This window comes from Cupriavidus gilardii, assembly GCF_013314895.1.
GTDB lineage: Bacteria > Pseudomonadota > Gammaproteobacteria > Burkholderiales > Burkholderiaceae > Cupriavidus > Cupriavidus gilardii_C.
This window is the reverse complement of sequence record NZ_JABTYE010000011.1, coordinates 137,155-162,795: the sequence shown is the minus strand read 5'-3', so window position 1 is coordinate 162,795 and position 25,641 is coordinate 137,155. Positions and strand designations below refer to the sequence as shown.

25 protein-coding genes are annotated in these 25,641 nt (G+C 67.1%); 21 read left to right on the top strand and 4 right to left on the bottom strand.

Features of this window, described 5'->3' with window-relative positions; translation table 11 throughout:
- Positions 1-3: 3 nt before the first annotated feature.
- From HTY53_RS13180 to HTY53_RS13170, 3 genes are read left to right on the top strand one after another with little or no spacing between them, the layout of a single operon-like run.
- Positions 4-1,317, top strand: a complete 1,314-nt coding sequence (locus tag HTY53_RS13180) for a branched-chain amino acid ABC transporter permease (protein WP_174106969.1) — start codon at positions 4-6, stop codon at positions 1,315-1,317.
- Positions 1,314-2,093: an ABC transporter ATP-binding protein gene (locus HTY53_RS13175; RefSeq protein WP_174106968.1), complete on the top strand. Its 780-nt coding sequence runs from the start codon at positions 1,314-1,316 to the stop codon at positions 2,091-2,093. The genes HTY53_RS13180 and HTY53_RS13175 overlap by 4 nt, the downstream gene beginning before the upstream one ends.
- Positions 2,093-2,806, top strand: coding sequence for an ABC transporter ATP-binding protein (locus HTY53_RS13170; RefSeq protein WP_174106967.1), 714 nt, complete (start codon positions 2,093-2,095; stop codon positions 2,804-2,806). The genes HTY53_RS13175 and HTY53_RS13170 overlap by 1 nt, the downstream gene beginning before the upstream one ends.
- A gap of 18 nt (positions 2,807-2,824) precedes the next feature.
- Here the strand turns inward: HTY53_RS13170 and HTY53_RS13165 are convergent, their stop codons facing one another.
- The gene (locus tag HTY53_RS13165; protein ID WP_174106966.1) at positions 2,825-3,157 is read right to left on the bottom strand and encodes a type II toxin-antitoxin system RelE/ParE family toxin; all 333 of its coding nucleotides are present in this window, start codon (positions 3,155-3,157) and stop codon (positions 2,825-2,827) included.
- On the bottom strand, positions 3,154-3,435 hold the full coding sequence (locus HTY53_RS13160) for a type II toxin-antitoxin system Phd/YefM family antitoxin (protein ID WP_174106965.1): 282 nt from the start codon (positions 3,433-3,435) through the stop codon (positions 3,154-3,156). The genes HTY53_RS13165 and HTY53_RS13160 overlap by 4 nt, the downstream gene beginning before the upstream one ends.
- A 339-nt stretch (positions 3,436-3,774) precedes the next feature.
- Between HTY53_RS13160 and HTY53_RS13155 the strand changes: the two genes are divergently transcribed.
- The 12 genes from HTY53_RS13155 (at position 3,775) to HTY53_RS13100 (ending at position 17,352) form a co-directional block, all read left to right on the top strand.
- Positions 3,775-5,856 (top strand): 3-hydroxyacyl-CoA dehydrogenase NAD-binding domain-containing protein, encoded by a 2,082-nt coding sequence (locus tag HTY53_RS13155; protein ID WP_174106964.1) that lies wholly within the window; start codon positions 3,775-3,777, stop codon positions 5,854-5,856.
- A gap of 38 nt (positions 5,857-5,894) precedes the next feature.
- On the top strand, positions 5,895-6,530 hold the full coding sequence (gene pncA / locus HTY53_RS13150; protein ID WP_174106963.1) for a bifunctional nicotinamidase/pyrazinamidase: 636 nt from the start codon (positions 5,895-5,897) through the stop codon (positions 6,528-6,530).
- A gap of 83 nt (positions 6,531-6,613) precedes the next feature.
- Positions 6,614-7,792, top strand: coding sequence for an acetyl-CoA C-acyltransferase (locus HTY53_RS13145; protein ID WP_174106962.1), 1,179 nt, complete (start codon positions 6,614-6,616; stop codon positions 7,790-7,792).
- Positions 7,793-7,913: 121 nt separating this feature from the next.
- Entirely contained in the window at positions 7,914-8,339 is a 426-nt protein-coding gene (locus HTY53_RS13140; protein ID WP_338019000.1) for a PaaI family thioesterase, read from the top strand.
- Positions 8,340-8,473: 134 nt separating this feature from the next.
- Positions 8,474-10,339, top strand: coding sequence for an acyl-CoA dehydrogenase (locus HTY53_RS13135; RefSeq protein WP_174106961.1), 1,866 nt, complete (start codon positions 8,474-8,476; stop codon positions 10,337-10,339).
- Between the two features lie 42 nt (positions 10,340-10,381).
- Positions 10,382-11,164, top strand: a complete 783-nt coding sequence (locus HTY53_RS13130; RefSeq protein WP_174106960.1) for an SDR family oxidoreductase — start codon at positions 10,382-10,384, stop codon at positions 11,162-11,164.
- 257 nt (positions 11,165-11,421) lie between these two features.
- On the top strand, positions 11,422-11,868 hold the full coding sequence (locus tag HTY53_RS13125; RefSeq protein WP_006577666.1) for a PaaI family thioesterase: 447 nt from the start codon (positions 11,422-11,424) through the stop codon (positions 11,866-11,868).
- A 175-nt stretch (positions 11,869-12,043) separates the two neighbouring features.
- Complete coding sequence (locus HTY53_RS13120) at positions 12,044-13,309, top strand: serine hydrolase domain-containing protein (RefSeq protein WP_254599943.1); 1,266 nt, start codon at positions 12,044-12,046, stop codon at positions 13,307-13,309.
- A gap of 94 nt (positions 13,310-13,403) precedes the next feature.
- On the top strand, positions 13,404-14,414 hold the full coding sequence (locus HTY53_RS13115; protein ID WP_174106959.1) for an NADP-dependent oxidoreductase: 1,011 nt from the start codon (positions 13,404-13,406) through the stop codon (positions 14,412-14,414).
- 64 nt (positions 14,415-14,478) lie between these two features.
- Positions 14,479-15,333 carry a class II aldolase/adducin family protein gene (locus HTY53_RS13110; RefSeq protein ID WP_174106958.1) on the top strand — a complete coding sequence of 285 codons (855 nt, stop codon included), beginning with the start codon at positions 14,479-14,481 and terminating at the stop codon, positions 15,331-15,333.
- A 105-nt stretch (positions 15,334-15,438) separates the two neighbouring features.
- Positions 15,439-16,341, top strand: coding sequence for an SDR family oxidoreductase (locus HTY53_RS13105; RefSeq protein ID WP_174106957.1), 903 nt, complete (start codon positions 15,439-15,441; stop codon positions 16,339-16,341).
- Positions 16,342-16,434: 93 nt separating this feature from the next.
- Positions 16,435-17,352 carry an alpha/beta fold hydrolase gene (locus HTY53_RS13100; RefSeq protein WP_174106956.1) on the top strand — a complete coding sequence of 306 codons (918 nt, stop codon included), beginning with the start codon at positions 16,435-16,437 and terminating at the stop codon, positions 17,350-17,352.
- 49 nt (positions 17,353-17,401) lie between these two features.
- Here the strand turns inward: HTY53_RS13100 and HTY53_RS13095 are convergent, their stop codons facing one another.
- Together HTY53_RS13095 and HTY53_RS13090 are read right to left on the bottom strand one after the other, a co-directional pair.
- Complete coding sequence (locus HTY53_RS13095) at positions 17,402-17,938, bottom strand: O-acetyl-ADP-ribose deacetylase (RefSeq protein ID WP_174106955.1); 537 nt, start codon at positions 17,936-17,938, stop codon at positions 17,402-17,404.
- Between the two features lie 58 nt (positions 17,939-17,996).
- A complete protein-coding gene (locus HTY53_RS13090; RefSeq protein ID WP_174106954.1) occupies positions 17,997-19,145 on the bottom strand; it encodes an iron-containing alcohol dehydrogenase in 1,149 nt (382 codons plus the stop codon).
- 325 nt (positions 19,146-19,470) lie between these two features.
- Between HTY53_RS13090 and HTY53_RS13085 the strand changes: the two genes are divergently transcribed.
- From HTY53_RS13085 to HTY53_RS13060, 6 genes are all read left to right on the top strand, one after another.
- Positions 19,471-20,448, top strand: a complete 978-nt coding sequence (locus HTY53_RS13085) for an alpha/beta hydrolase (RefSeq protein ID WP_438820953.1) — start codon at positions 19,471-19,473, stop codon at positions 20,446-20,448.
- Positions 20,449-20,550: 102 nt separating this feature from the next.
- Positions 20,551-21,537, top strand: coding sequence for a tripartite tricarboxylate transporter substrate binding protein (locus HTY53_RS13080; protein WP_064573510.1), 987 nt, complete (start codon positions 20,551-20,553; stop codon positions 21,535-21,537).
- Between the two features lie 153 nt (positions 21,538-21,690).
- Positions 21,691-22,128: a YbgC/FadM family acyl-CoA thioesterase gene (locus HTY53_RS13075; protein WP_174106952.1), complete on the top strand. Its 438-nt coding sequence runs from the start codon at positions 21,691-21,693 to the stop codon at positions 22,126-22,128.
- 181 nt (positions 22,129-22,309) lie between these two features.
- Positions 22,310-23,470 (top strand): hypothetical protein, encoded by a 1,161-nt coding sequence (locus HTY53_RS13070; protein ID WP_174106951.1) that lies wholly within the window; start codon positions 22,310-22,312, stop codon positions 23,468-23,470.
- A 318-nt stretch (positions 23,471-23,788) separates the two neighbouring features.
- Entirely contained in the window at positions 23,789-24,229 is a 441-nt protein-coding gene (locus HTY53_RS13065; RefSeq protein ID WP_174106950.1) for a GNAT family N-acetyltransferase, read from the top strand.
- Between the two features lie 297 nt (positions 24,230-24,526).
- Positions 24,527-25,639, top strand: coding sequence for an MFS transporter (locus HTY53_RS13060; protein WP_174106998.1), 1,113 nt, complete (start codon positions 24,527-24,529; stop codon positions 25,637-25,639).
- Positions 25,640-25,641 lie beyond the last annotated feature (2 nt).

Below are 25,641 nucleotides of genomic sequence, written 5' to 3'. Positions count from 1 at the left end.
GCGATGGAATCGACGATGCAACGCACGCAAGACACTGCGATGAACGGCCGCACGATGCGCTATCGGCCGTTGAACCTGGGCCGCTGGCTGATCTGGGGCGCCACGGCGTTGCTGATGCTGGTGCTGCCGCTGATCTTCACCGGCGGGTTTGCCATCACGCTGATGTCGCAGATGGGCATCATGATCGTGTTCGCGCTGTCGTACAACATGCTGCTCGGGCAGACCGGCATGCTGTCGTTCGGCCACGCGGTCTACTCGGGGCTGGGCGCCTTTATCGCGGTGCATGTGCTGAACATGGTGGGTGCCGGCACGGTGTGGCTGCCGGTGTCGCTGCTGCCGCTGGTCGGGGGGCTGGCGGGCGCGTTCTTCGGCGTCATCTTCGGCTACGTGACCACCAAGAAGTCCGGCACCACCTTCGCGATGATCACGCTGGGCATCGGCGAGATGGTGTTCGCCAGCTCGCTGATGTTCCCGGAGTTCTTCGGCGGCGAGGGCGGCATCTCGACCAATCGCGTGGTGGGCGAGCCTTTCCTGGGCATCACCTTCGGCCCGGGCCGCCAGGTCTACTACCTGATCGCGATCTGGTGCCTGCTGTCGATGGCGGCGATGTATGCGTGGACGCAGACGCCGCTGGGCCGCATCGCCAATGCGGTGCGCGACAACCCCGAGCGGGCCGAATTCATCGGCTACAACACGCAGCGCGTGCGCTATCTGGTGCTGATCCTGTCGGCGTTCTTTGCCGGCATATCGGGCGCGCTGGCGGCGATCAACTTCGAGATCGTGTCGGCGGAGAACGTCAGCGCGGTACGCTCCGGCGGCGTGCTGCTGGCCGCCTTCATCGGCGGCGCCGGCTTCTTCTTCGGACCGGTGATCGGCGCGGTGGTGTTCGTGCTGTTCGCGGTCGCGCTGTCGGATCTGACCAAGGCCTGGCTGCTCTACCTGGGCCTGTTCTTCGTGCTGATGGTGATGTTCGTGCCGGGCGGGCTGGCGAGCCTGCTGATGATGCAGTTGCCGCTGGTGGCGCGCGGCAAGTTCCGTCAGATGCTGCCGTCCTACGGGCTGTGCGCGCTGGCCGGGGTGGTGCTGCTGGCGGCGATCATCCTGACGGTGGAGCTGGTCTACAAGGTGCAGGTCGACAGCGCCAACGGCACCGCAATGACGCTGTTCGGTATCGGCTTCGATGCCGGCACGCTGGCGCCGTGGGGTGTTGCCGCCGCGCTGTGGCTGGCCGGCCTGGCGGCATGGCGGTTCACGGTGAGCCTGGCGCGCGCGCGCTGGGACAAGGTGCAGGCGGAAATCGCGGGAGGAGCGGCATGAGGCGGGATACCACGGCGGCGCTGGAGCTGACCGATGTGCGCAAGCGCTTTGGCCAGACCGAAATCATCCGCGGCGTGACGCTGAACATCACGCGCGGAGAGCGCCATGCGCTGATCGGCCCCAACGGCGCGGGCAAGTCGACGACCTTCAATCTTATCTCGGGCCGGTTCGCGCCAACCTCGGGCTCGGTTCGGCTCAATGGCGAGGAGATCGGCGGCCTGCAGCCGTTCGTGATCAATCGCAAGGGCCTGTCGCGCAGCTTCCAGATCACCAACATCTTTCATCGGCTGACGGTGTTCGAGAACCTGCGCTGCGCAGTGCTGTGGTCGCTGGGCTACAAGTACTCGTTCTGGCACCGGCTGTCCGAGCTGCGCGATGCGCGCGAGCGGGCCGAGGAGGTGCTGGAACTGATCGGCCTGCAGCATCGGCGCCATACGCAGTCGGGCCTGCTGACGTACGCCGAGCAGCGCGCGCTGGAGATCGGCATCACCATCGCGGGCGGCGCGGACGTGATCCTGCTGGACGAGCCGACCGCGGGCATGAGCCGTTCGGAGTCGGACCATGCGGTCGAGCTGATTCGCAAGGTCACCGTGGGCAAGACGCTGGTGATGGTCGAGCACGATATGAGCGTGGTGTTCGGGCTGGCCGACCGCATTTCGGTGCTGGTCTACGGCGAGGTGATCGCCACCGGCACGCCCGAGTCCATCCGCAATGATCGCCGCGTCAAGGAGGCCTATCTGGGCACGACGCTGGACGAGGGCGAGGGAGTGCACTGATGGGCAAGCGCATGCTGGAAGTGCAGGGGCTGCACGCCTACTACGGCAAGAGCCATATCCTGCATGGCGTCGATCTGCATATCGACGAGGGCGAGATCGTCGCGCTGCTGGGGCGCAACGGGGTGGGGCGGTCGACAATGGCCAAGGCCATTCTCGGCATGGTCAAGGCCGAAGGCTCGGTGCGCTTTCGCGGCGACGAGATCCTGGGGCGGCGCACCTTCGAGATTGCCCATCTTGGCGTTGGCTATGTGCCGGAGAATCGGGACATCTTCCCCACGTTGACCGTGCGGCAGAACATGCTGCTCGGCGAGAAGCCGAACCCCAGGCAAAGCCGCCCGCGCTGGAGCACCGACGACATGTTCGCGCTGTTCCCGCGCCTGAAGGAGCGCGAGAACACGCCGGCGGGCGTGCTGTCAGGCGGCGAGCAGCAGATGCTGACGCTGTGCCGCACGCTGATGGGCGACCCCGACCTGGTGCTGATCGACGAGCCGACCGAAGGGCTGGCGCCGATGATCGTCGCCCAGGTCGCCGATTACCTGAAGGTGCTGAAGGAGCGCGGCGTCTCGGTGCTGCTGATCGAGCAGAAGCTGGCGATCGCGCTGGACATCTCGCAGCGCGTCTATGTGATGGGCCACGGGCACATCGTTTTCGAAGGGACGCCGGCCGAGCTCAAGGGGAATGCGCAGGTGCGCAAGGAGTGGTTGGAGGTCTGATTCGGGTGATCGTGACCGCTACTCCGGCGGGAACAGGGCGCGGATGGGCCGACGTGCCAGCTTCGTCTGGAAGTCCTGGCGACAGTCGCAGATCAGATGAATGTAGACCGTGTCGCCGAGCACTTCGTAGATGACGCGGTTCTTCACTGCGATGATCTCGAGAAAGTGTGTGGCTGGAAGTTCGTCGGGCGTGTGGCCGCGGTACGGTGTCCGTTCCAGCCCCAGTATGGCTTTTTTGATCTTGCCGTATGAGTCGAGCCACACGGCCTGCGAAAAGTGCTTGCGGACGTAGCGGCGGATTTCCTTCAGATCGTCAACAGCCGTTTGCAGGAAGACGACCCTGTGTTTCATTCTTCGTCCGCTTTATCCAGGGCTTCGATTTCGGCGAAGACGTCCTCGGCGGACACGACGCGTCCTTCCTCGATATGGCGTCGCCCCTGAGCCAGCAATTGCAGCAGGGCGATGGTCTGTTCTTGCTGCTCGTACGATTTCACGTCCATCACCACCAATTTCGCTTCACCGTTCTGTGTAATCAGCAAAGGCTCACGCGTCTCAGTGAGCGTATTCACAATCTCTGCCGTGTGACTCTTCAAATAGGAGATGGGCTTGACCTGGGTGGAGTACTTCATCATCCGCCTCAGAGGTGTTGGGGTGGACTGATTCTAGTCCAAATTCAGACTGATGGGCTGCATTCTCGCTTGCGCCCGGCTTCGGCATGCACGCCGCGATAGTGCCCTATGCACGCGCCTCATGAAGCTAAGAATTGCCTCAAAACCCGCTTCCATAACGGTCAAAATAGAAATTGAACGACCGTTCTATTTTGTGTATGCTTGTTTCGCTCGCCTCCCCGGGCAGCCGGCTCGCGCCTACTATTCCCAAGGCGCACCGGGATACCGATGGCGCAGCCGAAGTAAAACAATATTCGAGAATTCGAATCCCGAGACAACCAAGACACCAAAGGAACCAGCATGACAGCGCAGTATCAGGTTCAGGACGGCATCGCCGTCATCACGCTCGACAATCCCCCTGTCAACGGCCTGGGTCACAGCACCCGGCTTGGCATCGTCGAAGGCATGACCCGTGCGCTGGACGATGCCGCGGTCAAGGCGGTCGTCATCACCGGCGCCGGCAAGGCGTTCTCGGGCGGCGCCGATATCCGCGAGTTCAATACGCCGAAGGCGACGCAGGAGCCGACGCTGCATTCGGTGATCAAGGTGATCGAGAATTCGACCAAGCCGGTCGTCGCCGCGGTGCATTCGGTGGCGATGGGCGGCGGTCTGGAGCTGGCGCTGGGTTGCAACTACCGCGTCGCTTCGAAGGGCGCGCAGATCGCGCTGCCCGAAGTCAAGCTGGGCATCCTGCCGGGCGCCGGCGGCACGCAGCGCCTGCCGCGCGTGATCGGCCTGGAAGCCGCGCTGAACATGATCGTCACCGGCAACCCGGTGCTGTCGGAGAAGTTCGGCGGCACCAAGCTGTTCGACGAGATCGTGGATGGCGACGTGCTGCCGGCGGCCATCGCGTTCGCGCGCAATGTCGCGGCAGCCTCGGGCCCGCACCCCAAGGTGCGCGACCTGAAGGTGCGCCATGAAAACGCCGAGGGCTTCCTCGCCTTCGCGAAGAACACCGTCGCCGCCGTCGCGAAGAACTTCCCGGCGCCAGGCAAGTGCGTCGAGGCCGTGGCCGCTTCGCTCAAGCCGTTCGACGAGGGCCTGCGCATCGAGCGCGAAGGCTTCATGTACCTGGTGAACACGCCGGAATCGCGCGCGCTGCGCCATGCCTTCTTCGGCGAGCGCGCTGCCAGCAAGATCCCCGACGTGCCGTCGGACACCCCGACCCGCAAGATCGAGAAGGTTGCCGTGATCGGCGCCGGCACGATGGGCGGCGGCATCTCGATGAACTTCCTGAACGCGGGCATCCCCGTCACCGTTCTGGAGACCAAGCAGGAAGCGCTGGACCGCGGCGTGGCGACGATCCGCCGCAACTACGAGAACAGCGCCAAGAAGGGCAAGCTGACGCAGGAGAAGGTCGAGCAGCGCATGGGCCTGCTGTCGACCACGCTGTCCTATGACGACATCAAGGACGCGGACCTGATCATCGAGGCGGTGTTCGAGGAAATGGGCGTCAAGGAGACCGTGTTCAAGAAGCTGGACGAAGTCGCCAAGCCCGGCGCGATCCTCGCCTCGAACACCTCGACGCTCGACGTCAACAAGATCGCCTCGTTCACCAAGCGTCCGCAGGACGTGGTCGGCATGCACTTCTTCAGCCCGGCCAACGTGATGAAGCTGCTGGAAGTGGTGCGTGGCGAGAAGACCGGCAAGGACGTGCTGGCCACGGTCATGCAGGTCGCCAAGAAGATCAAGAAGACCGCGGTGGTGTCGGGCGTCTGCGACGGCTTCATCGGCAACCGCATGATCGAGCAGTACAGCCGCCAGGCCGGCTATCTGCTGGACGAGGGCGCGCTGCCCGAGCAGGTCGACAAGGCCATCGAGAAGTTCGGCTTCGCCATGGGTCCGTTCCGCATGGGCGACCTGGCCGGCAACGACATCGGCTGGGCGATCCGGAAGCGCCGCGCGGTCGAGAAGCCGGACATCCAGTATTCGAAGACCGCCGATCTGCTGTGCGAGATGGGCCGCTTCGGCCAGAAGACCGGCGCGGGCTGGTACGACTACAAGCCGGGCGACCGCAAGCCGTATCCGAACCAGCAGGTCAACGAGATGATCGTCCAGCATTCCAAGGATCTGGGCATTACCCGCCGCAAGATCTCGGACGAGGAGATCGTCGAGCGTCTGGTGTACGCGCTGGTCAATGAGGGCGCGAAGATCCTCGAAGAAGGCATTGCCTCGAAGGCCTCCGACATCGACATGGTCTACCTGACCGGCTACGGCTTCCCGCTGCACCGCGGCGGCCCGATGCTGTATGCGGACCAGGTCGGCCTGTACAACGTGCTGCTGTCGATGCAGCGCTATGCCAAGGGCTACCACGGCGAAGCGTGGGAGCCGGCGCCGCTGCTCAAGAAGCTGGCGGCCGAGGGCAAGGGCTTCAACGGCTGAGCGGCGAACGGCACGGCACCCACGCGATGGACGCGACCATGCAAAGACGCTTCGGCAACAGCGATTGCCTGCTGGTGATCGATGTGCAGAACGACTTCATGCCCGGCGGCGCGCTCGCCGTGCCCGAAGGCGACCAGGTCGTGCCGGTGATCAACCGGCTGGCCGAGGCGTTCACGCATGTGGTGCTGACGCAGGACTGGCATCCGGCCGACCATGTGTCGTTCGCGGTCAACCATGCCGGCGCGGCGCCGTTCCAGACCACCACGCTGCCGTATGGCGAGCAGGTGCTGTGGCCCGCGCACTGCGTGCAGGGGCAAGCCGGCGCCGAGCTGCATCCGGCATTGGCGGTGCCGCACGCGCGGCTGGTGATCCGCAAGGGCCATCAGCGCGAGGTCGACAGCTATTCCGCCTTTGTCGAAGCGGATCGCACGACCCCGACGGGGCTGGCCGGCTATCTGCGCGAGCATGGCGTGCGCCGGGTGATCTGCGTCGGACTGGCGACCGACTACTGCGTGGCCTGGAGCGCGCTGGACGCGCGCGCCGCAGGCTTCGACGCGGTGGTGGTCGAGGACGCCTGCCGGGCGATCGACCTGAACGGTTCGCTCGACGCCGCCTGGGCCAGTCTGGCCGAGGCCGGCGTCGGCAGGGTGCGCGCCGCCGAGCTGCTTGGCTGACATGGCCTGCGCGATCGCGCGCGGCCACCGAGACATCGAGACATCGAGATACACCAGACACCGAGAATACTGAGGAGCAACAAATGAACGAGGCAGTGATCGTATCGACCGCACGGACCGGTCTGGCCAAGAGCTGGAAGGGCGGCTTCAACATGACGCACGGCGCCACCCTCGGCGGCCATGTGGTCCAGCACGCGATCGCGCGCGCCAACATCGAGCCGGGCGAGGTCGAGGACGTGCTGATGGGCTGCGCCAACCCCGAAGGCGCGACCGGCGCCAACATCGCGCGTCAGATCGCGCTGCGCGCTGGCTGCCCGGTCACCGTGCCGGGTGCCACGGTGAACCGCTTCTGTTCGTCGGGCCTGCAGACCATCGCGATGGCCGCGCAGCGCGTGATTGCCGACGAGGGCGATATCTTCGTTGCCGGCGGCGTCGAGAGCATCTCGTGCGTGCAGCAGGAAATGAACCGCCACATGATCCAGGAAGGCTGGCTGGTCAAGAACAAGCCGGAGATCTACTGGAGCATGCTGCAGACCGCCGAGAACGTCGCCAAGCGCTACAACATCCCGCGCGAGCGCCAGGACGAGTACGGCGTGCAGAGCCAGCTGCGTGCCGCGGCGGCGCAGGAGGCCGGCAAGTTCAACGACGAGATCGTGCCGCTGACGGTGCTGGCCGGCGTCGCCGACAAGGCCACCGGGCAACTGGTGACGCGCGAGGTCACGGTATCGGCCGACGAGGGCATCCGCCCCGATACCACCTACGAAGGCGTGTCCAAGATCCGCACGGCGATGCCCGGCGGCGTGATCGCGGCCGGCAACGCCTCGCAGTTCTCCGACGGCGCCTCGGCCGCGGTGGTGATGAATGCCAGGCTGGCCGAGCAGCGCGGCCTGAAGCCGCTGGGCGCGTTCCGCGGCTTCGCGGTGGCCGGTTGCGAGCCCGATGAAATGGGCATCGGCCCCGTGTTCGCGGTGCCCAAGCTGCTGAAGAAGACTGGCCTGAAGGTCGAGGACATCGGTCTGTGGGAGCTCAACGAGGCGTTCGCCGTGCAGGTGCTGTACTGCGCCGACAAGCTGGGCATCCCGATGGACCGCCTGAACGTCAATGGCGGCGCCATCGCGGTGGGGCACCCCTACGGCGTGTCGGGTGCGCGTCTGGTCGGCCATGCGCTGATCGAGGGCAAGCGCCGCGGCGTCAAGTACGTGGTCGTCACCATGTGTATCGGTGGCGGCCAGGGCGCGGCCGGCCTGTTCGAGGTGCTGTAAGCCGAGGCCGCCGGTGTCCGCACCTACCGCCACACCGTCCGCCGGGTCGGCTGGGCCCACCGGGCCCATCGGTGCCACGGGCTCGGCCAATGAGACCGGCGAGCGCGGCCAGTCGCGCGACCTGGGCCAGCCGGGCGACCTGCTGGCCCACGGCCGCGCGATCCTCGCCGAACAGCCGTTCTCGGTGCTGCTCGGCGCGGAACTGACCGCGCTGACGCCACAGCATGCCGAGCTGCAGCTGCCGCTGCGCCAGCCGTTGAAGCAGCAGCATGGCTTTGCCCACGGCGGGGTGGTCAGCTATCTGGCCGACAACGCGCTGACCTATGCCGGCGGCGCCGCGATGGCGGCGCCGGTGGTGACCTCGGAATACAAGATCAATTACGTGCGACCCGCGCTGGGCGAACGCTTGATCGCGCGTGCCGAGTGCGTCAGCCGCGGGCGTCAGCAGGCCGTGGTCCGTTGCGATGTCTTCGCCGTCCAGGACGGCGTGGAGAAGCTGTGCGCGGTCGCGCAGGGCACCATCGCGCGAATGGGCGAGGCGGGCTGAGCGGTACTTTTGTTGGGATGGGGCGGGTTGCCCTCTCCCCCGGCCCCTCTCCCGCTTGCGGGAGAGGGCTGGGGAGAGGGCAACCCACGCCCCCATCCCGCTATCCATTCCCATCCCAAGGAGCGGCAATCGCCATGTCGTTGATCCTTTCCCGCCGCGACCTCGATTTTCTTCTCTACGAGTGGCTCGATGTCGAAACGCTGACGCGCATTCCGCGCTATGCCGACCACTCGCGCGAGACCTTCGACGCCGCGCTCGATACCTGCGAGAAGATCGCCACCGATCTGTTCGCGCCGCACAACAAGAAGAACGACCAGCAGGAACCGCATTTCGACGGCGAGACCGTCACCATCATTCCCGAAGTCAAGACCGCGCTGAAGGCGTTCTGCGACGCCGGCCTGATGGCGGCCGGGCAGGACTACGAGCTGGGCGGCATGCAGCTGCCGGTGGTGGTCGAGAAAGCCGGCTTCGCGTATTTCAAGGGTGCCAACGTCGGCACCAGCTCCTACCCCTTCCTGACCATCGGCAACGCCAATCTGCTGCTGACGCACGGCACGCCGGCGCAGATCGAGACCTTCGTCAAGCCGGAACTGGAAGGGCGCTTCTTCGGCACCATGTGCCTGTCCGAGCCGCAGGCCGGCTCGTCGCTGTCGGACATCACCACGCGCGCCGAATACGAGGGCGAATCGCCGCTTGGCGCGCAATACCGGCTGCGCGGCAACAAGATGTGGATCTCGGCCGGCGAGCACGAGCTGTCCGACAACATCGTGCACCTGGTGCTGGCCAAGATCCCCGGCCCGGACGGCAAGCTGATTCCGGGCGTCAAGGGCATCTCGCTGTTCATCGTGCCGAAGTTCCTGGTCAACCCGGACGGCTCGCTGGGCGAGCGCAACGATGTCGTGCTGGCCGGCCTGAACCACAAGATGGGATATCGCGGCACCACCAACTGCCTGCTGAACTTCGGCGAGGGCATGCGCTACCAGCCGGGCGGCAAGGCGGGCGCGATCGGCTATCTGGTCGGACAGCCGCATCAGGGCCTGGCCTGCATGTTCCACATGATGAACGAGGCCCGCATCGGCGTCGGTCTCGGCGCGGTGATGCTCGGCTACACCGGCTATCTGCACGCACTCGACTACGCGCGCAACCGGCCGCAGGGCAGGCCGGTCGGCCCCGGCGGCAAGGACCCGTCGAGCCCGCAGGTCAAGCTGGTCGAGCATGCCGACGTGCGCCGCATGCTGCTGGCACAGAAGAGCTATGTCGAAGGTGGGCTGGCGCTGAACCTGTATTGCGCGCGGCTGGTCGACGAGGAGCGCGCCGCCGCCACGGCGGGCGATGCAGCGGAGCATCAGCGGCTGGCCTTGCTGCTGGACATCCTGACCCCGATCGCCAAGAGCTGGCCGTCGCAGTGGTGCCTGGAGGCCAACAGCCTGGCGATTCAGGTGCACGGCGGCTACGGCTATACGCGCGAGTACAACGTCGAGCAGTTTTACCGCGACAACCGCCTCAATCCGATCCACGAAGGCACGCACGGCATCCAGGGCCTGGACCTGCTGGGGCGCAAGGTCGTGATGAAGGACGGCGCCGCCTTCAAGGCGTTGGGGCAGGTGGTGCAGGCGAGCATCGAACGCGCGCTGGCGAGCGGCGACGATGGCCTCGTCACGCATGCCAGGGCGCTGACCGCACGCGTTGCGCGGCTGTCCGACGTCACGGCCCAACTGTGGGCGGCCGGCGATCCGGCGGTGACGCTGGCCAATGCCTCGGTCTATCTGGAGGCGTTCGGCCACGTGGTGGTCGCGTGGATCTGGCTTGAGCAGGCGATGCTGGCGCATACCGCGCTCGCGGCGCTGCCGTCAGGCCATGCGGACGCGGACTTCTATCGCGGCAAGCTCGCGGCGGCGGACTACTTCTTCCGCTGGGAATTGCCGAAAGTCGGTCCGCAGCTGGATCTGCTGGCGACGCTGGACCGCACCACGCTCGACATGCAGGATGCCTGGTTCTAGCCGGCGCGCCCGCACGGCAGCAACGAATAACGAGGAGACACCATGAAGACGATCGCTGAATTGTTCGACTTGAAAGGGCGCACCGCGCTGATCACCGGCGGCTCGCGCGGGCTCGGCCTGCAGATCGCCGAGGCGCTGGGCGAGCAGGGCGCGCGCCTGATGCTGTCGGCGCGCAAGGCCGACGAGCTGAAGGCCGCGCAGGAACATCTGAAGGCGCGCGGCATCGAGGCCGACTGGATCGCCGCCGACGGCTCGCGCGATGATGAAATCGCCCGCCTGGCCGACGAGACGCTGGCACGGCTAGGGCACGTCGACATCCTCGTCAACAACGCCGGCGCGACCTGGGGCGCCCCGGCCGAAGATCATCCGGTCGAGGCCTGGGACAAGGTGATGAACCTGAATGTGCGCGGTCTGTTCCTGCTGACCCAGCGCATCGGCAAGCAGTCGATGATTCCGCGCCGCTATGGCCGCATCATCAACGTGGCCTCGATCGCCGGGCTGGCCGGCAATCCGCCGGGCACGATGGAGACGATCGCCTACAACACGTCCAAGGGCGCGGTGGTCAATTTCACGCGCACGCTGGCGGCCGAATGGGGCGAGCACAACATCACCGTCAACGCGCTGGCGCCGGGGTTCTTCCCGTCGAAGATGACGCAGGGCTCGCTGGCGCGCCTGGGCGTCGACAAGATGTGCGAGGGCGTGCCGCTGCATCGCCTCGGCGACGACGAGGACCTGAAGGGCGCGGCACTGCTGTTCGCGACCGAGGCAGGCAAGCACATCACCGGACAGATTCTGGCGGTGGATGGGGGCGTCAGCGCGGTTTGAACCACCCCTCTCCCCAGCCCTCTCCCCATGAGGGGAGAGGGAGAACACCGCCGGCTCGCCAGAATGCGCCTCCGGTTTTCATCTCTCTCCCGCCTGCAGGAGAAGGTTCGAGGGAGAGGGAGAACGCCACTGGCCTTTGAATACGCCACCGGTTTTCATCCCTCTCCCGCTTGCGGGAGAGGGACCGAGGGAGAGGGCAAGCAGCGCAACCCGACCGACACCCTAGCCATCGCCACCACGCCAAGGACCATCACACCATGACCGAGCCCCGCAAAGGCTTCCCGATCCCGATCCCCTTCGTCGACAACCTCGGCTTGCGCTGCACCCATATGGGGGGCGGCGTCAGCGAGCTCGAGCTGGACATCGAGCAACGCCATCACAACGGCTGGGAGATGGCGCACGGCGGCGTGCTGATGACACTGCTCGATGTCGCGATGGCGGTGGCCTGTCGCTCGGCCGATACCGAGGACGGCCGTGGCGTGGTGACCATCGAGATGAAGACCAGCTTCATGGCGCCGGGCCGCGGCACGCTGATCGCGCGCGGCGACTGCGTGCATCGCACCACCTCGATGGCGTTCTGCGAGGCCGAGATCGTCGACGCGGACGGCAAGCTGGTGGCGCGCAGCTCCGGCACCTTCAAGTACGTCCGCCGCTCGCCGCCGCAGCGCGCCGACACCGCGGCGGATACCGGCGCCGACGGCTGACCCTGCGCGGCGCCCAGGGTATGGCGGTACCAACCGAACCCAAAGAGAAAAAACAAATGGAGACACCATGCAGGCAACTCGACGCGGGCGTACGCGCCTTCGCCAGGTCGTTCGTCGTATCGTTCGCGGTATCGTTCCCTCGCCGCTGTCCGTCGCGGCCGTGCTGCTGACCGCCATGACGATTCCCACGCAAGCACAGACGCCGCCGGCGCGCACCTATGCCGATGCCGCCGCCACCGATCCGATCGCGCTCGGATGGATGCAGGGCTTTCCGCCGGCGCCGGACAAGGTCATCAGCTTCAGCGGCAAGAGCAATGGCTTCCCGCGGCACCGCTGGACGTTCTCGCACGTGCGCGAGCTGGTGCCGACCGTGTCGGTCTGGCGCGGGCCCGGCCCCGTCTCCGCGCTGCCGCGCGCCGAGCACGATATCGGTGCCGTGCCCTTCGTCGATGCCGACGGCACCCGCCGAACCTTTGCCGACATGCTGGCGCTGACCTATACCGACGGCATCCTGGTGATGCACAAGGGCAAGGTCGTCTACGAAAAATACTTCGGCGCGCTGCAGCCGCAGCTGCCACATGCGGCGTTCTCGATCACCAAGAGCTTCGTCGGCACGCTGGCGGCGATGCTGGCGGTCGAGGGCAAGCTGGACCCGAACGCGCCGGTCACGCGCTACGTGCCCGAGCTCGCCGACACCGCCTATGGCGATGCCACCGTGCGCCAGGTCATGGACATGACCATCGGCGTCAAATTCTCCGAGGACTACGCCGATCCGAAGGCCGAGGTCAACGACTATGCGCGCGCCGGCGGCATGATCCCGCGCGCGCCGGACTACGCGGGCCCGCGCAGCTTCTACGAGTTCCTGACCACGTTGCGCAAGGAGGGCGAGCACGACCGCGCCTTCGCCTACAAGACGGTCAATGCCGAGGTGCTGGCGTGGATTGTCCAGCGCGCCTCGGGCGTGCCGCTGCCGAAGCTGATGTCCGACAAGCTGTGGCAGCCGCTCGGCGCCGAGGAGGACGCCTACTTCACCGTCGACAGCATCGGCACGCCGGGCGGCGGCGGGGCGATCAGCACCACGCTGCGCGACCTGGCCCGCTTCGGCGAAGCGATGCGCAACAACGGCCGCTTCAACGGCCGCCAGGTGATTCCCGCCGCGGTGGTCGCCGAGGTGCGCGGCGGCGGCGACCGCGCGAAGTTCGCCAAATCGGTCTATGCTCATCTGCCTGGCTGGAGCTATCGCGATATGTGGTGGGTCTCGCACGACGATCACGGCGTGTTCGAGGCGCGCGGCATCTTCGGCCAGCGCATTCATATCGATCCGAAGGCCGAGATGACCATCGTGCGCTACGCCTCGCATCCGATCGCCGGCAATGCTGCCAACGACCCGATCACGCTGCGTGCCTACCGCGCGCTGGCGCTCGCGCTGATGCAACGATAGCGTCGGCGCCAACGTTCAAATACCGAAACGCCGAAACGCCAAAACGCCAAACGCTGCACGCCAACTTCCACGACTACCCGACAAAGGAACGCCCATGTCCGATACCTACAAGCGCATCGTCCTCGCCTCCCGTCCCAGCGGCGCCGTCTCGCCGGACAACTTCCGGCTCGAGGAAGTGCCGGTACCCGAGCTGGCCGACGGCCAGGTGCTGGTCCGCAACCACTATCTGTCGCTCGACCCGTATATGCGCGGCCGCATGAACGAAGGCAAGTCGTACGCGACGCCCCAGCCGCTGAACGAGGTGATGATCGGCGGCACCGTCGGCGAGGTGGTGGCCTCGCGCAATCCCAGGTACGCGGTCGGCGACAAGGTGCTGGGCATGTTCGGCTGGCAGGAGATGGGCGTCAGCGACGGCAGCGGCATGCAGAAGGTCGATACCAGCAGGATCCCGCTGTCGGCCTATCTGGGGGCAGTCGGCATGCCCGGCGTCACCGCCTGGTACGGCCTGAACCGCATCATCGCGCCGAAGGCAGGCGAGACCGTGGTGGTCAGCGCGGCCTCGGGCGCGGTGGGCAGCGTGGTCGGGCAGCTCGCCAAGATGGCTGGCTGCCGCGCGGTCGGCATCGCCGGCGGCAAGGAGAAGTGCGACTACGTGGTCAACGAGCTGGGCTTCGATGCCTGCGTCGACTACAAGGCGGCGTCCGATCCCAAGGCGCTGTACACGATGCTCAAGGAAGCCACGCCGCAAGGCGTCGACGGCTACTTCGAGAACGTCGGCGGCGAGATCCTCGATGCCGTGCTGTCGCGGATGAATCCGTTCGGCCGCATCGCGGTGTGCGGCATGATCGCCGGCTATGACGGCGAGCCGCTGCCGATGAAGAATCCGCAGCTGATCCTGGTGTCGCGGCTGAAGATCGAGGGTTTCATCGTCTCCGAGCACATGGACGTGTGGCCGCAGGCGCTGTCCGAGCTCGGTGGCGCGGTGGCGCAGGGGAAGCTCAAGTTCCGCGAGAGCGTCGCGCAGGGGCTGGAGAGCGCGCCCGAGGCCTTCATGGGCCTGCTCAAGGGCAAGAACTTCGGCAAGCAGCTGGTCAAGCTGATCTGACCCGCCGGCTCGCTACCCGCTCGCTACCCGTTCGTTATCCGTTCGTTACCCGCAGGAGACCGCGATGAACGCTCCCATCCAGGCACCGCCGCGTGCCAGCCGCGCCGACGAGATCGGCGCCGATCTGCCCGAGGAAATCAAGGCAAAGTACCGCGTGCTGCCGCGTCCGCCGCGCTTCGAGACCCATGCCGAGGAGCGCCTGCACCGCAAGCAGCGTCTGGCGGCGGCCTTCCGGCTGTTCTCGAAGTTCGGCTTCGACGAGGGCGTGGCCGGCCATATCACCGCGCGCGACCCTGAGTTTCCCGACACCTTCTGGGTCAATCCGTTCGGCGTGCATTTCAGCCAGGTCAAGGTGTCGAACCTGATCCGCTGCGATCACCACGGCAACGTGGTCGAGGGCGATCATCCGGTCAATGCGGCCGCCTTCGCAATTCACTCGCGGGTGCATCAGACCCGCGAGGACGCGGTAGCGGCCGCGCATTCGCACAGCACCTATGGGCGCGCCTGGTCGACGCTGGGCCGGCCGCTCGATCCGCTGACGCAGGACGTCTGCGCGTTCTACCAGGACCACGCGGTTTACGACGACTTCGGCGGCGTAGTGGTCGAACTCGACGAGGGCCAGCGCATCGCCAACGCGCTGGGGTCCAACAAGGCCGTGATCCTGCAGAACCACGGGCTGCTGACCGTGGGCCGCACGGTCGACGAGGCGGCCTGGTGGTTCATCACGATGGAGCGCTCGTGCCAGGTGCAGCTGCTGGCCGAGGCGGCCGCGGCGCGCACCGGCGGCGCGCCGAAGACGATTTCGGACGCCGCGGCGCGCCAGGCCTATTCGATCGTCGGCACCGCGCAGGCCGGCTGGTTCCAGTTCCAGCCGCTGTACGCGCGCATCGTCAAGGAGCAGCCCGACCTGCTCGATTGACGCAGGGGGCAGCGAAGGTCCGGGGAGCAACCGGCGCGGACGAGGCCGCCAGCAGAGCGAGCCACCGGGAAACCGGACCGCGCCGGCATCGAGAAGGAGACCACGATGAAGCAGTTCCAGGAAAGAGTGGCCGTGATCACCGGCGGCGCGTCGGGATTCGGCAAGGAATTCGCGCGCCTCGGCGCGGCGCTGGGCATGCGGCTGGTGCTGGCCGATGTCCAGCAGGACGCGCTGGACACCACGGTGGCCGAACTGCGCACCCAGGGCGCCCGCGTGATCGGGCTGCGCGTCGATGTATCGAAGGCCGAGCAGGTGCAGGCGCTGGCCGATGCCGCGATCGAGGCGTTCGGCGAGGTCAATCTGCTGTTCAACAATGCCGGCGTCGGCGCCGGCGGGCTGGTCTGGGAGAACTCGCAGAAGGACTGGGACTGGGTGCTCGGCGTCAACCTGCACGGCGTGATCCACGGCGTGCGCATCTTCACGCCGCTGATGCTCGAGGCCGCCGCGCGCGATGCCTCGTACGAAGGCCATATCGTCAATACCGCGTCGATGGCGGGGCTGCTGAATCCGCCGGCGATGGGGATCTACAACGTCTCCAAGCATGCGGTGGTGTCGCTGTCCGAGTCGCTGTACCAGGACCTGGCGCTGGTGACCGAACAGGTGCATTGCTCGCTGCTGTGCCCGTATTTCGTGCCGACGGGCATCCACCAGTCGCACCGCAATCGTCCGGCCGACCTGAGCAACGAGGCGCCGCCGACGCGCTCCCAACTGGTCGCGCAGGCGCTGTCGGACAAGGCGGTCACGTCGGGCAAGGTCAGCGCCGAGGACGTGGCGCGCATGACCTTCGATGCGATCCGAGAGCAGCGCTTCTATATCTATTCGCATCCGCACGCGTTGGCGCCGGTGCAGCAGCGCTTCGAGGACATCGTCGGCCAGCGCAACCCCGGCGATCCCTTTGCGGGCAAGCCGCAGGTGCGGGATGAGCTGGTGGCGGCGCTGCGGGACTGAGCAAGGACTGATGGCGTAGGCACGGAGCATGCATCGCAACCGTCGTCTCCGCCATCAAGGGGACGACCGGACAAACATCACAGAGAGGAGACCATGAGCACACCGGCCGTGATCCATCATCTGCAGTACGCCTCGCTGCCGAACGGTATGCGGCTGCACTACGCCAGCGCGGGACAGCGCGGCAAGCCGCTGATGCTGTTCGTCCATGGCTTTCCGGAATTCTGGTACGCGTGGGAAGCGCAGCTCGCGGAATTCGGCCAGACCCACTTTGCGGTCGCGCCGGATCTGCGCGGCTTCAATCTGTCGAGCAAGCCGGCCGCGGTCGAGGCCTACAAGCCGCGCCATCTGGTCGAGGATCTGGTGCAGTTCGTCGCGGCGCTGGGCTACGACCGCTGCGTGGTGGTGGCGCACGACTGGGGCGGGGCGGTCTGCTGGAACCTGGCGATCCAGTTTCCGGCGCTGGTGCAGCAGCTTGTCATCGTCAACGCGCCGCACCCGTATCTGTTCGCCCGCGCGCTGGCGGAGGATCCGCAGCAGCAGGCGGCGTCGGCTTATATGAACTGGCTGCGCAAGCCGGGCTGCGAGGAGGTGCTGGCGGCCGACAACTACGGCCGGCTCGCAGCGTTGCTGTCCGGGGGCGACGCGCCGCCCGACTGGTTCACCGGCGAGACCCGCGACAAGTACCTGGCCGCGTGGTCGCAGCCGGGCGAGGCCGGGTCCCATCCGCTGACCGGCAGCGTCAACTACTATCGCGCCTCGCCGCTGCATCCGCCGGCGCCGGGCGAACCGCCGCCCGATCTGTCGCGGCTCGACCCGGAGTCCTTCGTCGTGCGCGTGCCAACGCTGGTGATCTGGGGGGAGAACGATCGGGCGTTGCCGAAGTCGCTGGTCGACGGGCTCGACCGCTTCGTACCGCAGCTGCGGCTGGAGCGGATTCCCGAAGGCACGCACTGGGTCGTGCACGAGCAGCCGGAGCGGATCAATCGGTTGATTCGGGGTGCGTTGGGTTAGCGGGCAAGAGGGGAGGCGAGCGCAACCAGCGCCCGCTATCCCCCCACCGTCAAAGCCCGCCAAACGCGCCCAGCCGTTCGCGATACAGCCGGTAGTTCTCGTCGTCAAAACAAACAAAGGTCACCTGTTCGATGGTCTCCGCTTCCGCCAGCGCTTCGCGCACGGCCGCGATCGCGATATCGGCCGCGCGTTCGCGCGGGAAGCCGTAGACCCCGGTGCTGATGTTCGGGAAGGCCAGCGTGCGCAGGCGATGCTCGGCAGCGAGCTTGATGCTGTTGCGATAGGCGCTGGCCAGCAACGCGTCCTCGTTCTCGTTGCCGCCGCGCCAGACCGGGCCGACCGCGTGGATCACGTACGGAGCCGGCAGCAGGCCGCCGGTGGTGATCACCGCCTGGCCGGTCGGGCAGCCGCCCTCTCGCTCGCGGATCTCGCGGCAGGCCGCCATGATGGCCGGGCCACCCGCGCCGTGGATCGCGCCATCGACGCCGCCGCCTCCGAGCAGGCCGCTGTTGGCCGCGTTGACGATGGCATCGACCTCCATCCGCGTGATATCGCCGTGCACCACCTGCAAGTGTTCGCCAGCCATGCCCGCCTCCTTGCGCCCGATGCGCCTGGTACCGATTGAGCCTTACATCGAATGAGCCTTACATCGATTCCGCCAGCATACGCCGATAGTCCTCGGCGCTCGCTTCCTTCGGATTGGTCTTGTGGCAATGGTCGGCCAGCGCGCCGGTCACGACCTTGTCGAACATCGCCTCGGTGACCCCCATCGCCGCCAGCCCGGTCGGCAGGCCCAGGCGCGCGGTCATGTCGTATACCGCCTGCGCGACATCGGCGTCGGCCGGCAGATGCATGGCGCGGCGCAGCCGTCCATAGCGGTCCTCGCGCACGATGCTCGGCGCGTCGGCGTTAAAGCGCAGCACCGCGGGCATCACCACCGCGTTCAGCGTGCCGTGATGCAGGCCGGTGCGGCCGTCGATCTTCAGGCCGCCGAGCGGGTGGGACAGCGAGTGCACGCAGCCCAGGCCCTTCTGGAACGCCATCGCGCCCTGCATCGACGCGCTCATCATGTTCAGGCGTGCCTCGCGGTCGCTGCCGTCGCGCGTCGCGCGTTCGATATGGGCCCAGGCACGCTCGAGTCCGTCCAGCGCGATGCCGTCGGCCGGCGGATTGAAGGCCGGGGCAAGAAAGGTCTCGATGCAATGCGCGATCGCGTCCATGCCCGTGGCCGCGGTCAGTCCGGGCGGCAGGCCCAGCGTCAGCTCGGGATCGCAGATCGCCGATTTGGGCAGCAGATGCCAGGAGTGGAAACCGAGCTTGCGCCCGTCGTCGAGGATGATGATCGCGCCGCGCGCGACCTCGCTGCCGGTGCCGGAGGTGGTCGGCACCGCGATCAGGGGCGCGGCGCGCTCGGTGATCTTGCCGCTGCCGCCCTCGATGGTGGCGTAGGTCGTCAGCTCGCCCTCGTGCGTGGCGAGGATCGCAATGCCCTTGGCCAGGTCGATCGAGGAGCCGCCGCCCACCGCGATCAGGCCGTCGCAGCCTTCGCTGCGGTATTGCGCGGCCGCCTGCCGCACCATCGCCTCGGTCGGATTGGACGGGGTGTCGTCGAACACGGCCACCGGCAGCCCTTGCAGCGCATCGATGGCGCGCTGCGCGATGCCGGCGGCGACCACGCCCTTGTCGGTGACGAGCAGCGGCCGGCGGATGCCGATGCGCTCGCATTCGGACTTCAGCAGCTTGACCGCGCCGAAATCCAGATGGATATGGGTCAGGTAATAGATAAAGGCCATCGTGCTTGTCTCCGTGATTGTTATGTCGGCGAGGGCGAGCGGGTGGCGGCATCGTGCTGCGCTGCCATGCCGGCGGGGCGTTGCATATCCAGGCCCGGACGATTGTCGCAGCGTTTTCCGTCGGGCGGGGAGGGGGCAAACGCGGTGTCGCGTTGCGACATTTTCCGCACCGGGATTCCCACAAAGCGCTGGCATCATACTAAAATCGAACGCTCGTTCACAATTCGAACTTCACCGGAATCCCGGCCGCGCCATCGCCACGCCATTCATGTCAGCCGTCCCGTCCGCGTACCCCGCGCCCGCGCTCCCGCCCAGCATGCCAGGCATGCCGGCGCAGCCGCTCGATCCGCAGATCGCGCAGCTGCTGGACATGGTGGCGCGCGCCAAGCGGCCGCCGCTGCATCATCTCGAGCCGGCCGACGCCAAGGTCGCCTACGAGAAGAGCGCGCTGATCCTGGACGTGGCGCCCGAACCGGTGCACAGCATCGAGGACATGACGGTGACGGCCCGCGACGGCCATCCGATTCCGGTGCGGCTCTATGCGCCGCGCGAGGCGAGCTGGGCCGAGCCCTTGCCGCTGCTGCTGTACTTCCATGGTGGCGGCTTCACGGTGGGCAGCATCGCCACGCACGAGCCGCTGTGCCGGCTGCTGTGCGCGCGCGCCGATGCGATGGTGCTGTCGGTCGACTACCGGCTGGGGCCGCAATGGAAATTCCCCACGGCGGTCGACGACGCCTTCGACGTGCTGCACTGGGTCTTCGAACAGGCGTCGCGGCTGGGCGCCGATCCGGGCCGCATCGCGCTCGGCGGCGACAGCGCCGGCGGTACGCTCGCCGCGGCCTGCGCGGTGGAAGCGCGCAACCGTGGCCTTGCGCCGGTGCTGCAGATGCTGCTGTATCCGGGCACCAGTGCGCGCCAGGACACGCCGTCGCAGCGGGCGCTGGCCGACGGTTATCTGCTGACCGCGTCGATGATCCAGTGGTTCTTCGCGCAATATCTGGACCGCGAGGCGAGCCGCGACGACTGGCGCTTCGCCCCGCTGGACGGCGGCGGCACCGGCGCCGACGTCAAGGGCTGCTGTCCGGCCTGGATCGCGGTGGCCGGCTACGACCCGCTGCACGACGAAGGGGTGGCGTATGCCGACAAGCTGCGCGCGGCCGGCGTGCCGGCAGAAGTGGCGGACTACCCCGGCATGATCCATGATTTCTTCAAGCTGGGACGCTTCGTCCCGGCGGTGGCGCGCGCGCACGACGATGCCGTGCGCGCGTTGCGAACGGCCTTCGGCACCGCGCCGCCCGGCTAGGGCGGCACTCGAAGCCAAGCCAAGGCGGTCGCAGAAACCCCGGTTTTTCAGGCAGTAACGAGTACCCGAGCAGTACCTTGTAGCAATAGGAGACGACTACAGATGCAACGCCGCCACTTCCTCGCCCGTGCGGGCGCCATCGCCGCTGCAGCGGTAACCGGCCTGGCAGCCACGCCCGCGGCTCATGCGCAGGCGGACAATTTCCCGCAGAAGCCGATCCGCCTCATCATCGGCTACACGGCGGGCGGTTCCACCGATATCCCGTTCCGCGTGCTGGCAGAGAACGCTTCGAAGATCCTCGGCCAGCCGGTGATCGTCGAGAACAAGCCCGGTGCCGGCGGCGTGCTGCCGGCACAGATGATGCAGGCCACGCCGCCCGACGGCTACACGCTGGCGCAGATCCCGCTGCCGGTGTTCCGCCTGCCGTACACCACCAAGATCAACTGGGACCCGGTCAAGGACCTGACCTATGTGATCAACCTGGCGGGCTATGCCTTCGGCCTGGTGGTACCGGCCGATTCGCCGATCAAGACCATGCAGGAGTACATCGCCTACGCCAAGGCGAACCCGGGCAAGCTGACCTACGGCACGCCCGGCTCGATGACGACGCTGCATCTGACGATGGAAGAGCTGGCGATGAAGCAGAACGTCCAGTTCTCGCACATCCCGTTCAAGGGCAATTCCGAGTCGATGCAGGCGCTGCTGGGCGGCCACGTGATGTCGGTGGCCGACACGCCGGCGTGGGCGCCGTACGTCGAGCAGGGCCGTCTGCGCCTGCTGTCGGTATGGGGCGACAAGCGCTCGCCGCGCTTCCCCAATGTGCCGACGCTCAAGGAGCTGGGCCTGGGCATCGTGCAGACCTCGCCGTTCGGCCTGGCCGCGCCCAAGGGCACCGACCCGAAGATCGTCAAGAAGCTGCATGACGCCTTCAAGCAGGCGATGGAAATGCCGAACTACCGCGAGTCGCTGGCCAAGTTCGACATGGAGCCGTTCTACATGAACAGCGAGCAGTACGCGAAGTTCGCCGCCGACACGGTCAAGAAGGAAAAGGCCATCATCGAGAAGCTGGGGCTGGCGCGGCCGCAGTAAGGCGATGCGCGCCCTCGCCGAGGGCCTTTGATCCGTCGTCCCCGCGAAGGCGGGGACCCAGTGGCTTGCCTTGCCACGTGCAAAAGCCGCTGGGCCCCCGCCTTCGCGGGGGCGACGATGTTCTGCCGACGCTGTCTTTCCCGAGGACCCCGCATGGCCAAGGAAGAGTTTCGCCACAGCATGCCCCTGCGCGTGCGCTGGGCCGAAGTCGATCCACAGTCGATCGTCTTCAACGCGCATTACCTGACCTATTGCGATATCTGCGTGACCGAGTACTGGCGCGCGGTCGGCATCCGCTATCCCGAGGACGTGCTGCACGCGCATGGCGTCGACATGTACGTCGTCAAATCCACGCTGGAATACCACGGCTCGGCGCGCTTCGACGACATGCTCGACATCCGCGGCCGCATCGCGCGCATCGGCCGCTCCAGCATGCTGTTCCGCGTCGAGATGTATCGCGGCGACGAACACCTGATCACCGGCGAGATCGTCTACGTCTGCGCCGATCCGGCGACGCAGCGCTCGGCGCCCGTGCCGGCGGCGGTGCGCGAGGCGATCATCGGGTATGAGCAGGTGGCGCCGGAGCAGTAGGGCGACAGTGGGCGGCATCGACCGACAGGCGACAGGCGACAGGCGACAGGAGCTCGTGCGGTAGTGCGGTAGGGCCGCATGCGCGATTGCCTCCCCAGATCGCCCTGAGCCGCGCGAAAAGCGCAAGAAGCCCGCCTTCCGATCTGGCAGGCTCAGCCCTTCTTTCCTGGAGGGTACAACCATGCTCGGTCATCACACCATCGCATCCGGCACGTCCTCGACATCGAGCGCCACGGCGCCGGCCGACACGACGCCCACCAACGACGATGCCGCGCAACGGCAAGGTCATCTGCACGATGGCTCGCTCGTGGTGCTGGTGCAGACGCCAGAGCCATTGACGCAGGCTGCCGATCTGGCCCGAGAGGTGTTCACGCCGCCGGCCGCCGCCGTAGATCCCGCTCCAAGAACCCCGCTGCAGGCGATCAAGGGTTGCGAGGACTTCAGGCAACTGATGTCCCGGCTCGCTCAGCACACCGCGCAAATCGAGCAACAAGCGAGCTATCTCGCTTCGCGCCCGGGCGACCGCTACAACGGGTTGCAGCCCGAATCGCGCACGGCATGGCCGCGACAGCAGCACTGGTATCAAGGTACCTGGCTCAACGGCAATACGGTCAGCGTGCAAGGCAAGCCGATCGCCGTCGCAACCCAGCACCCTTTGCCCGGCGAGAGTCTGATCGCATTTCTGAAGCAGTTGCTGTGCGATCATCCGCCGTTGATCGTGGTGCTGGGCTCGGACGCGGAAATCGCCAATCCCCAGGAACGGATGCCCGATTATTTCCGGCCCAGCGCGGCACGCGCGGATCTGCGCTACATCCCGCCAGAAGTCCGGCACATGCTGCCCGCGGACGAGCCGGGCCTGCTTGGCTCGTATCTGGCCCACGGCGGCATGTATTGCCGGGAGTCCTGGCTGATCGAGATCCAGGCCATCGAGCCGATGTCGCCCTTGACGGAGTCCGGCCTGGACAGCATCAGCACCGGTGTGATCCGGGTGAAGGAAGGCTCGGCCAATCCAACGCGCGAGCTGGAGTCGCGCAGCCACGATGTCGAGGTCGTGCATCTGCGCCAAACGGGCAAGAACGGCATCATGTCGTCGGCGGAGTTGGCCTGGCTCGGCGCCCGCATCCGGGCGGCGCGCTGGTCGGCCAGTTTGCTGCCCATTGTCCATTGCAATAGCGGTGCTGGCCGAAGTGCAATGGTCATCGTCGCTACGGTGCTCGACGATCCGTCGTCGAGCGCGTCGGTCGAAACGATCGTCCGCGATATCCGCCGAACGCGACACGCGCGTGCGCTCGGATCGGAAGACCATCGCCTGCCTGGCGTTATTCGCGCGCGAACGCGGTAAACCGCTGCTCGGCGTGACGCCGGCCGTGCCGCTGCAGCGTGACCCCGAGCCCGACCCGCTGACGCTGGCAAGGGAGTCGGCCATGAAGGCATGGCGGACCCGATGAAGGCGAGCGGTTCGCCGCCTTCACGCCAGCGCGGCAGCCATGCGAATCCGGCATGCTGGGGCTCCGGATTGTCCGTATGAAGTCGTTTCTTGCAGGGCGATGGGCGGCCTGTATTGTGGCCATATTGCCGGTCCCAAGAAGGTCCGCTGAAAGATCGGCCCGACGCGAGTATCATGCCGATCCTCGCCAACCGACGCGTCATCTCTCTCACCATGACCCTCACCGTTCGCCTGCTGCCTTGGTCCGAAGCGCGCGAGACCGCGCGCGCGATCCGCTATGCCGTGTTCGTCGAAGAGCAGGGCGTGCCGGTCGAACTCGAGTGGGACGAATGGGACGAGCCCAGCTGGCATGCGATCGCCTATGACGCGCACGGCGTCGCGGTGGCCACCGGCCGGCTGCTGCCCGATGGCCATATCGGCCGCATGGCGGTACTGGCCAGCGCGCGCGGCACCGGCATCGGCGCGCGCGTGCTCGATGCGCTGATGGCCAAGGCGGAGGAGCTCGGCTATCCCGAGCTGGTGCTCAACGCGCAATCGCATGCGGCGCCGTTCTACGCCCGCGTCGGCTTCCAGCAGGTCGGCGAGCCGTTCGAGGAAGCGGGCATTCCCCATATCGAGATGCGCAAGCGTCTGGGGGGCGGCGCGCAGGGCTGAGCGTCGCAGACCTCGGCAGCCTGCAGCGCGTCCGGCGCCTCGACATCGCTGCGGGGCGCGCGTCCCCAGCGCGTCAGCCATCGGCCGACGGCCGGCTGGCCGACGGTATGAGACCATGCAAGGTCCCGCCAGCGCCTTTGCATGTCTTGCGCCGTATCGAGCCGTATCGAGCCGTATTGCATGAACGACCTCTCCACCGAACTGCCCCGACCGGCGACATCCCCGTCGGCGCCTGAGCTCGGCACTCCGAACCCGTCCCCTCCGCCGCTGCGCACCGGCCCCGCCACCTGGGCCACGATGGCGCTGTTCTTCGTCAATGGCGCGACCTTCGCCACGTGGGGCGTCCATATTCCGACCATCAAGGCGCGCTTCGACCTGTCCGACGCGGTGCTGTCGATGGCCATGCTGGCGGTGGCCTTCGGCGCCATCATCGCGATGGGCCCGGTGGGACGCTGGATCGGGCGGGTCGGCAGCACGCGCGCCTGCATGTCGGGCGGCGTGGCGTACGGCCTGGCGACGATCGCGATCCTGGCGATGCCGCATTTCTACGCGCTGGTGCCGGCGCTGATCGCCTTCGGCATGGCCAGCGCCGTGTTCGACGTCGCGATGAACGCCCAGGCCGCCACGGTCGAATCGAATCGCCACAAGCCCATCATGTCGGCGCTGCACGGCATGTTCAGCCTCGGCGGCATGGTCGGCGCGGCCGTGGGCGGGCTGCTGCTGTCGCTGCAGGTTTCGCCGCTGGCGCACGCGATCGGCATGGCGCTGCTGACCGCCGGCGTCGGGCTGGCCTCGAAGCGCTGGCTGCTGCCCGATCATCCGACCGCACCGCACGCCGACAAGGGCCACGATCATGCTGGCCGCGCACTGTGGCTGCTCGGACTGATGGCGTTTCTCGGGTTGGTGGGCGAGGGCGCGATGTACGACTGGACCAGCGTCTATATGCGCGAGATCGCGCAGGCGCCGACCGGCTGGATCAGCTTCGGGTACGCGGCGTTCTCCGGCGGCATGGCGTTCGGCCGCTTTACTGGCGACCTCGCGCGGGCGCGCTGGAGCGATGCCGGCACGCTGACGGCGAGCGCCTGGCTGGCTTTCGTCGGCATCAGCCTGGCGCTGCTGTGGCCCGCGCCGTGGGCGAGCCTGCTGGGCTTTGCGATGATGGGCCTGGGCGCGGCCAATATGGTGCCGATCTTCTTCGTGGCCGCGTCGCGGCTGCCTGGGGTGCCGGCGGCCGAGGGCATCTCGCGCGTGGCGCGCTTCGGCTATATCGGGCTGATGCTGGGGCCGGTGATGATCGGCGGCGTCGCCCACGCCAGCGATCTGCGCTATGGGCTCGGCCTGGTGGCGCTGACGATGGGCTGGATTGCGGTGGCGGGGGCGCGCACGGTGCGGCGTTATCTGTCGAACTGACG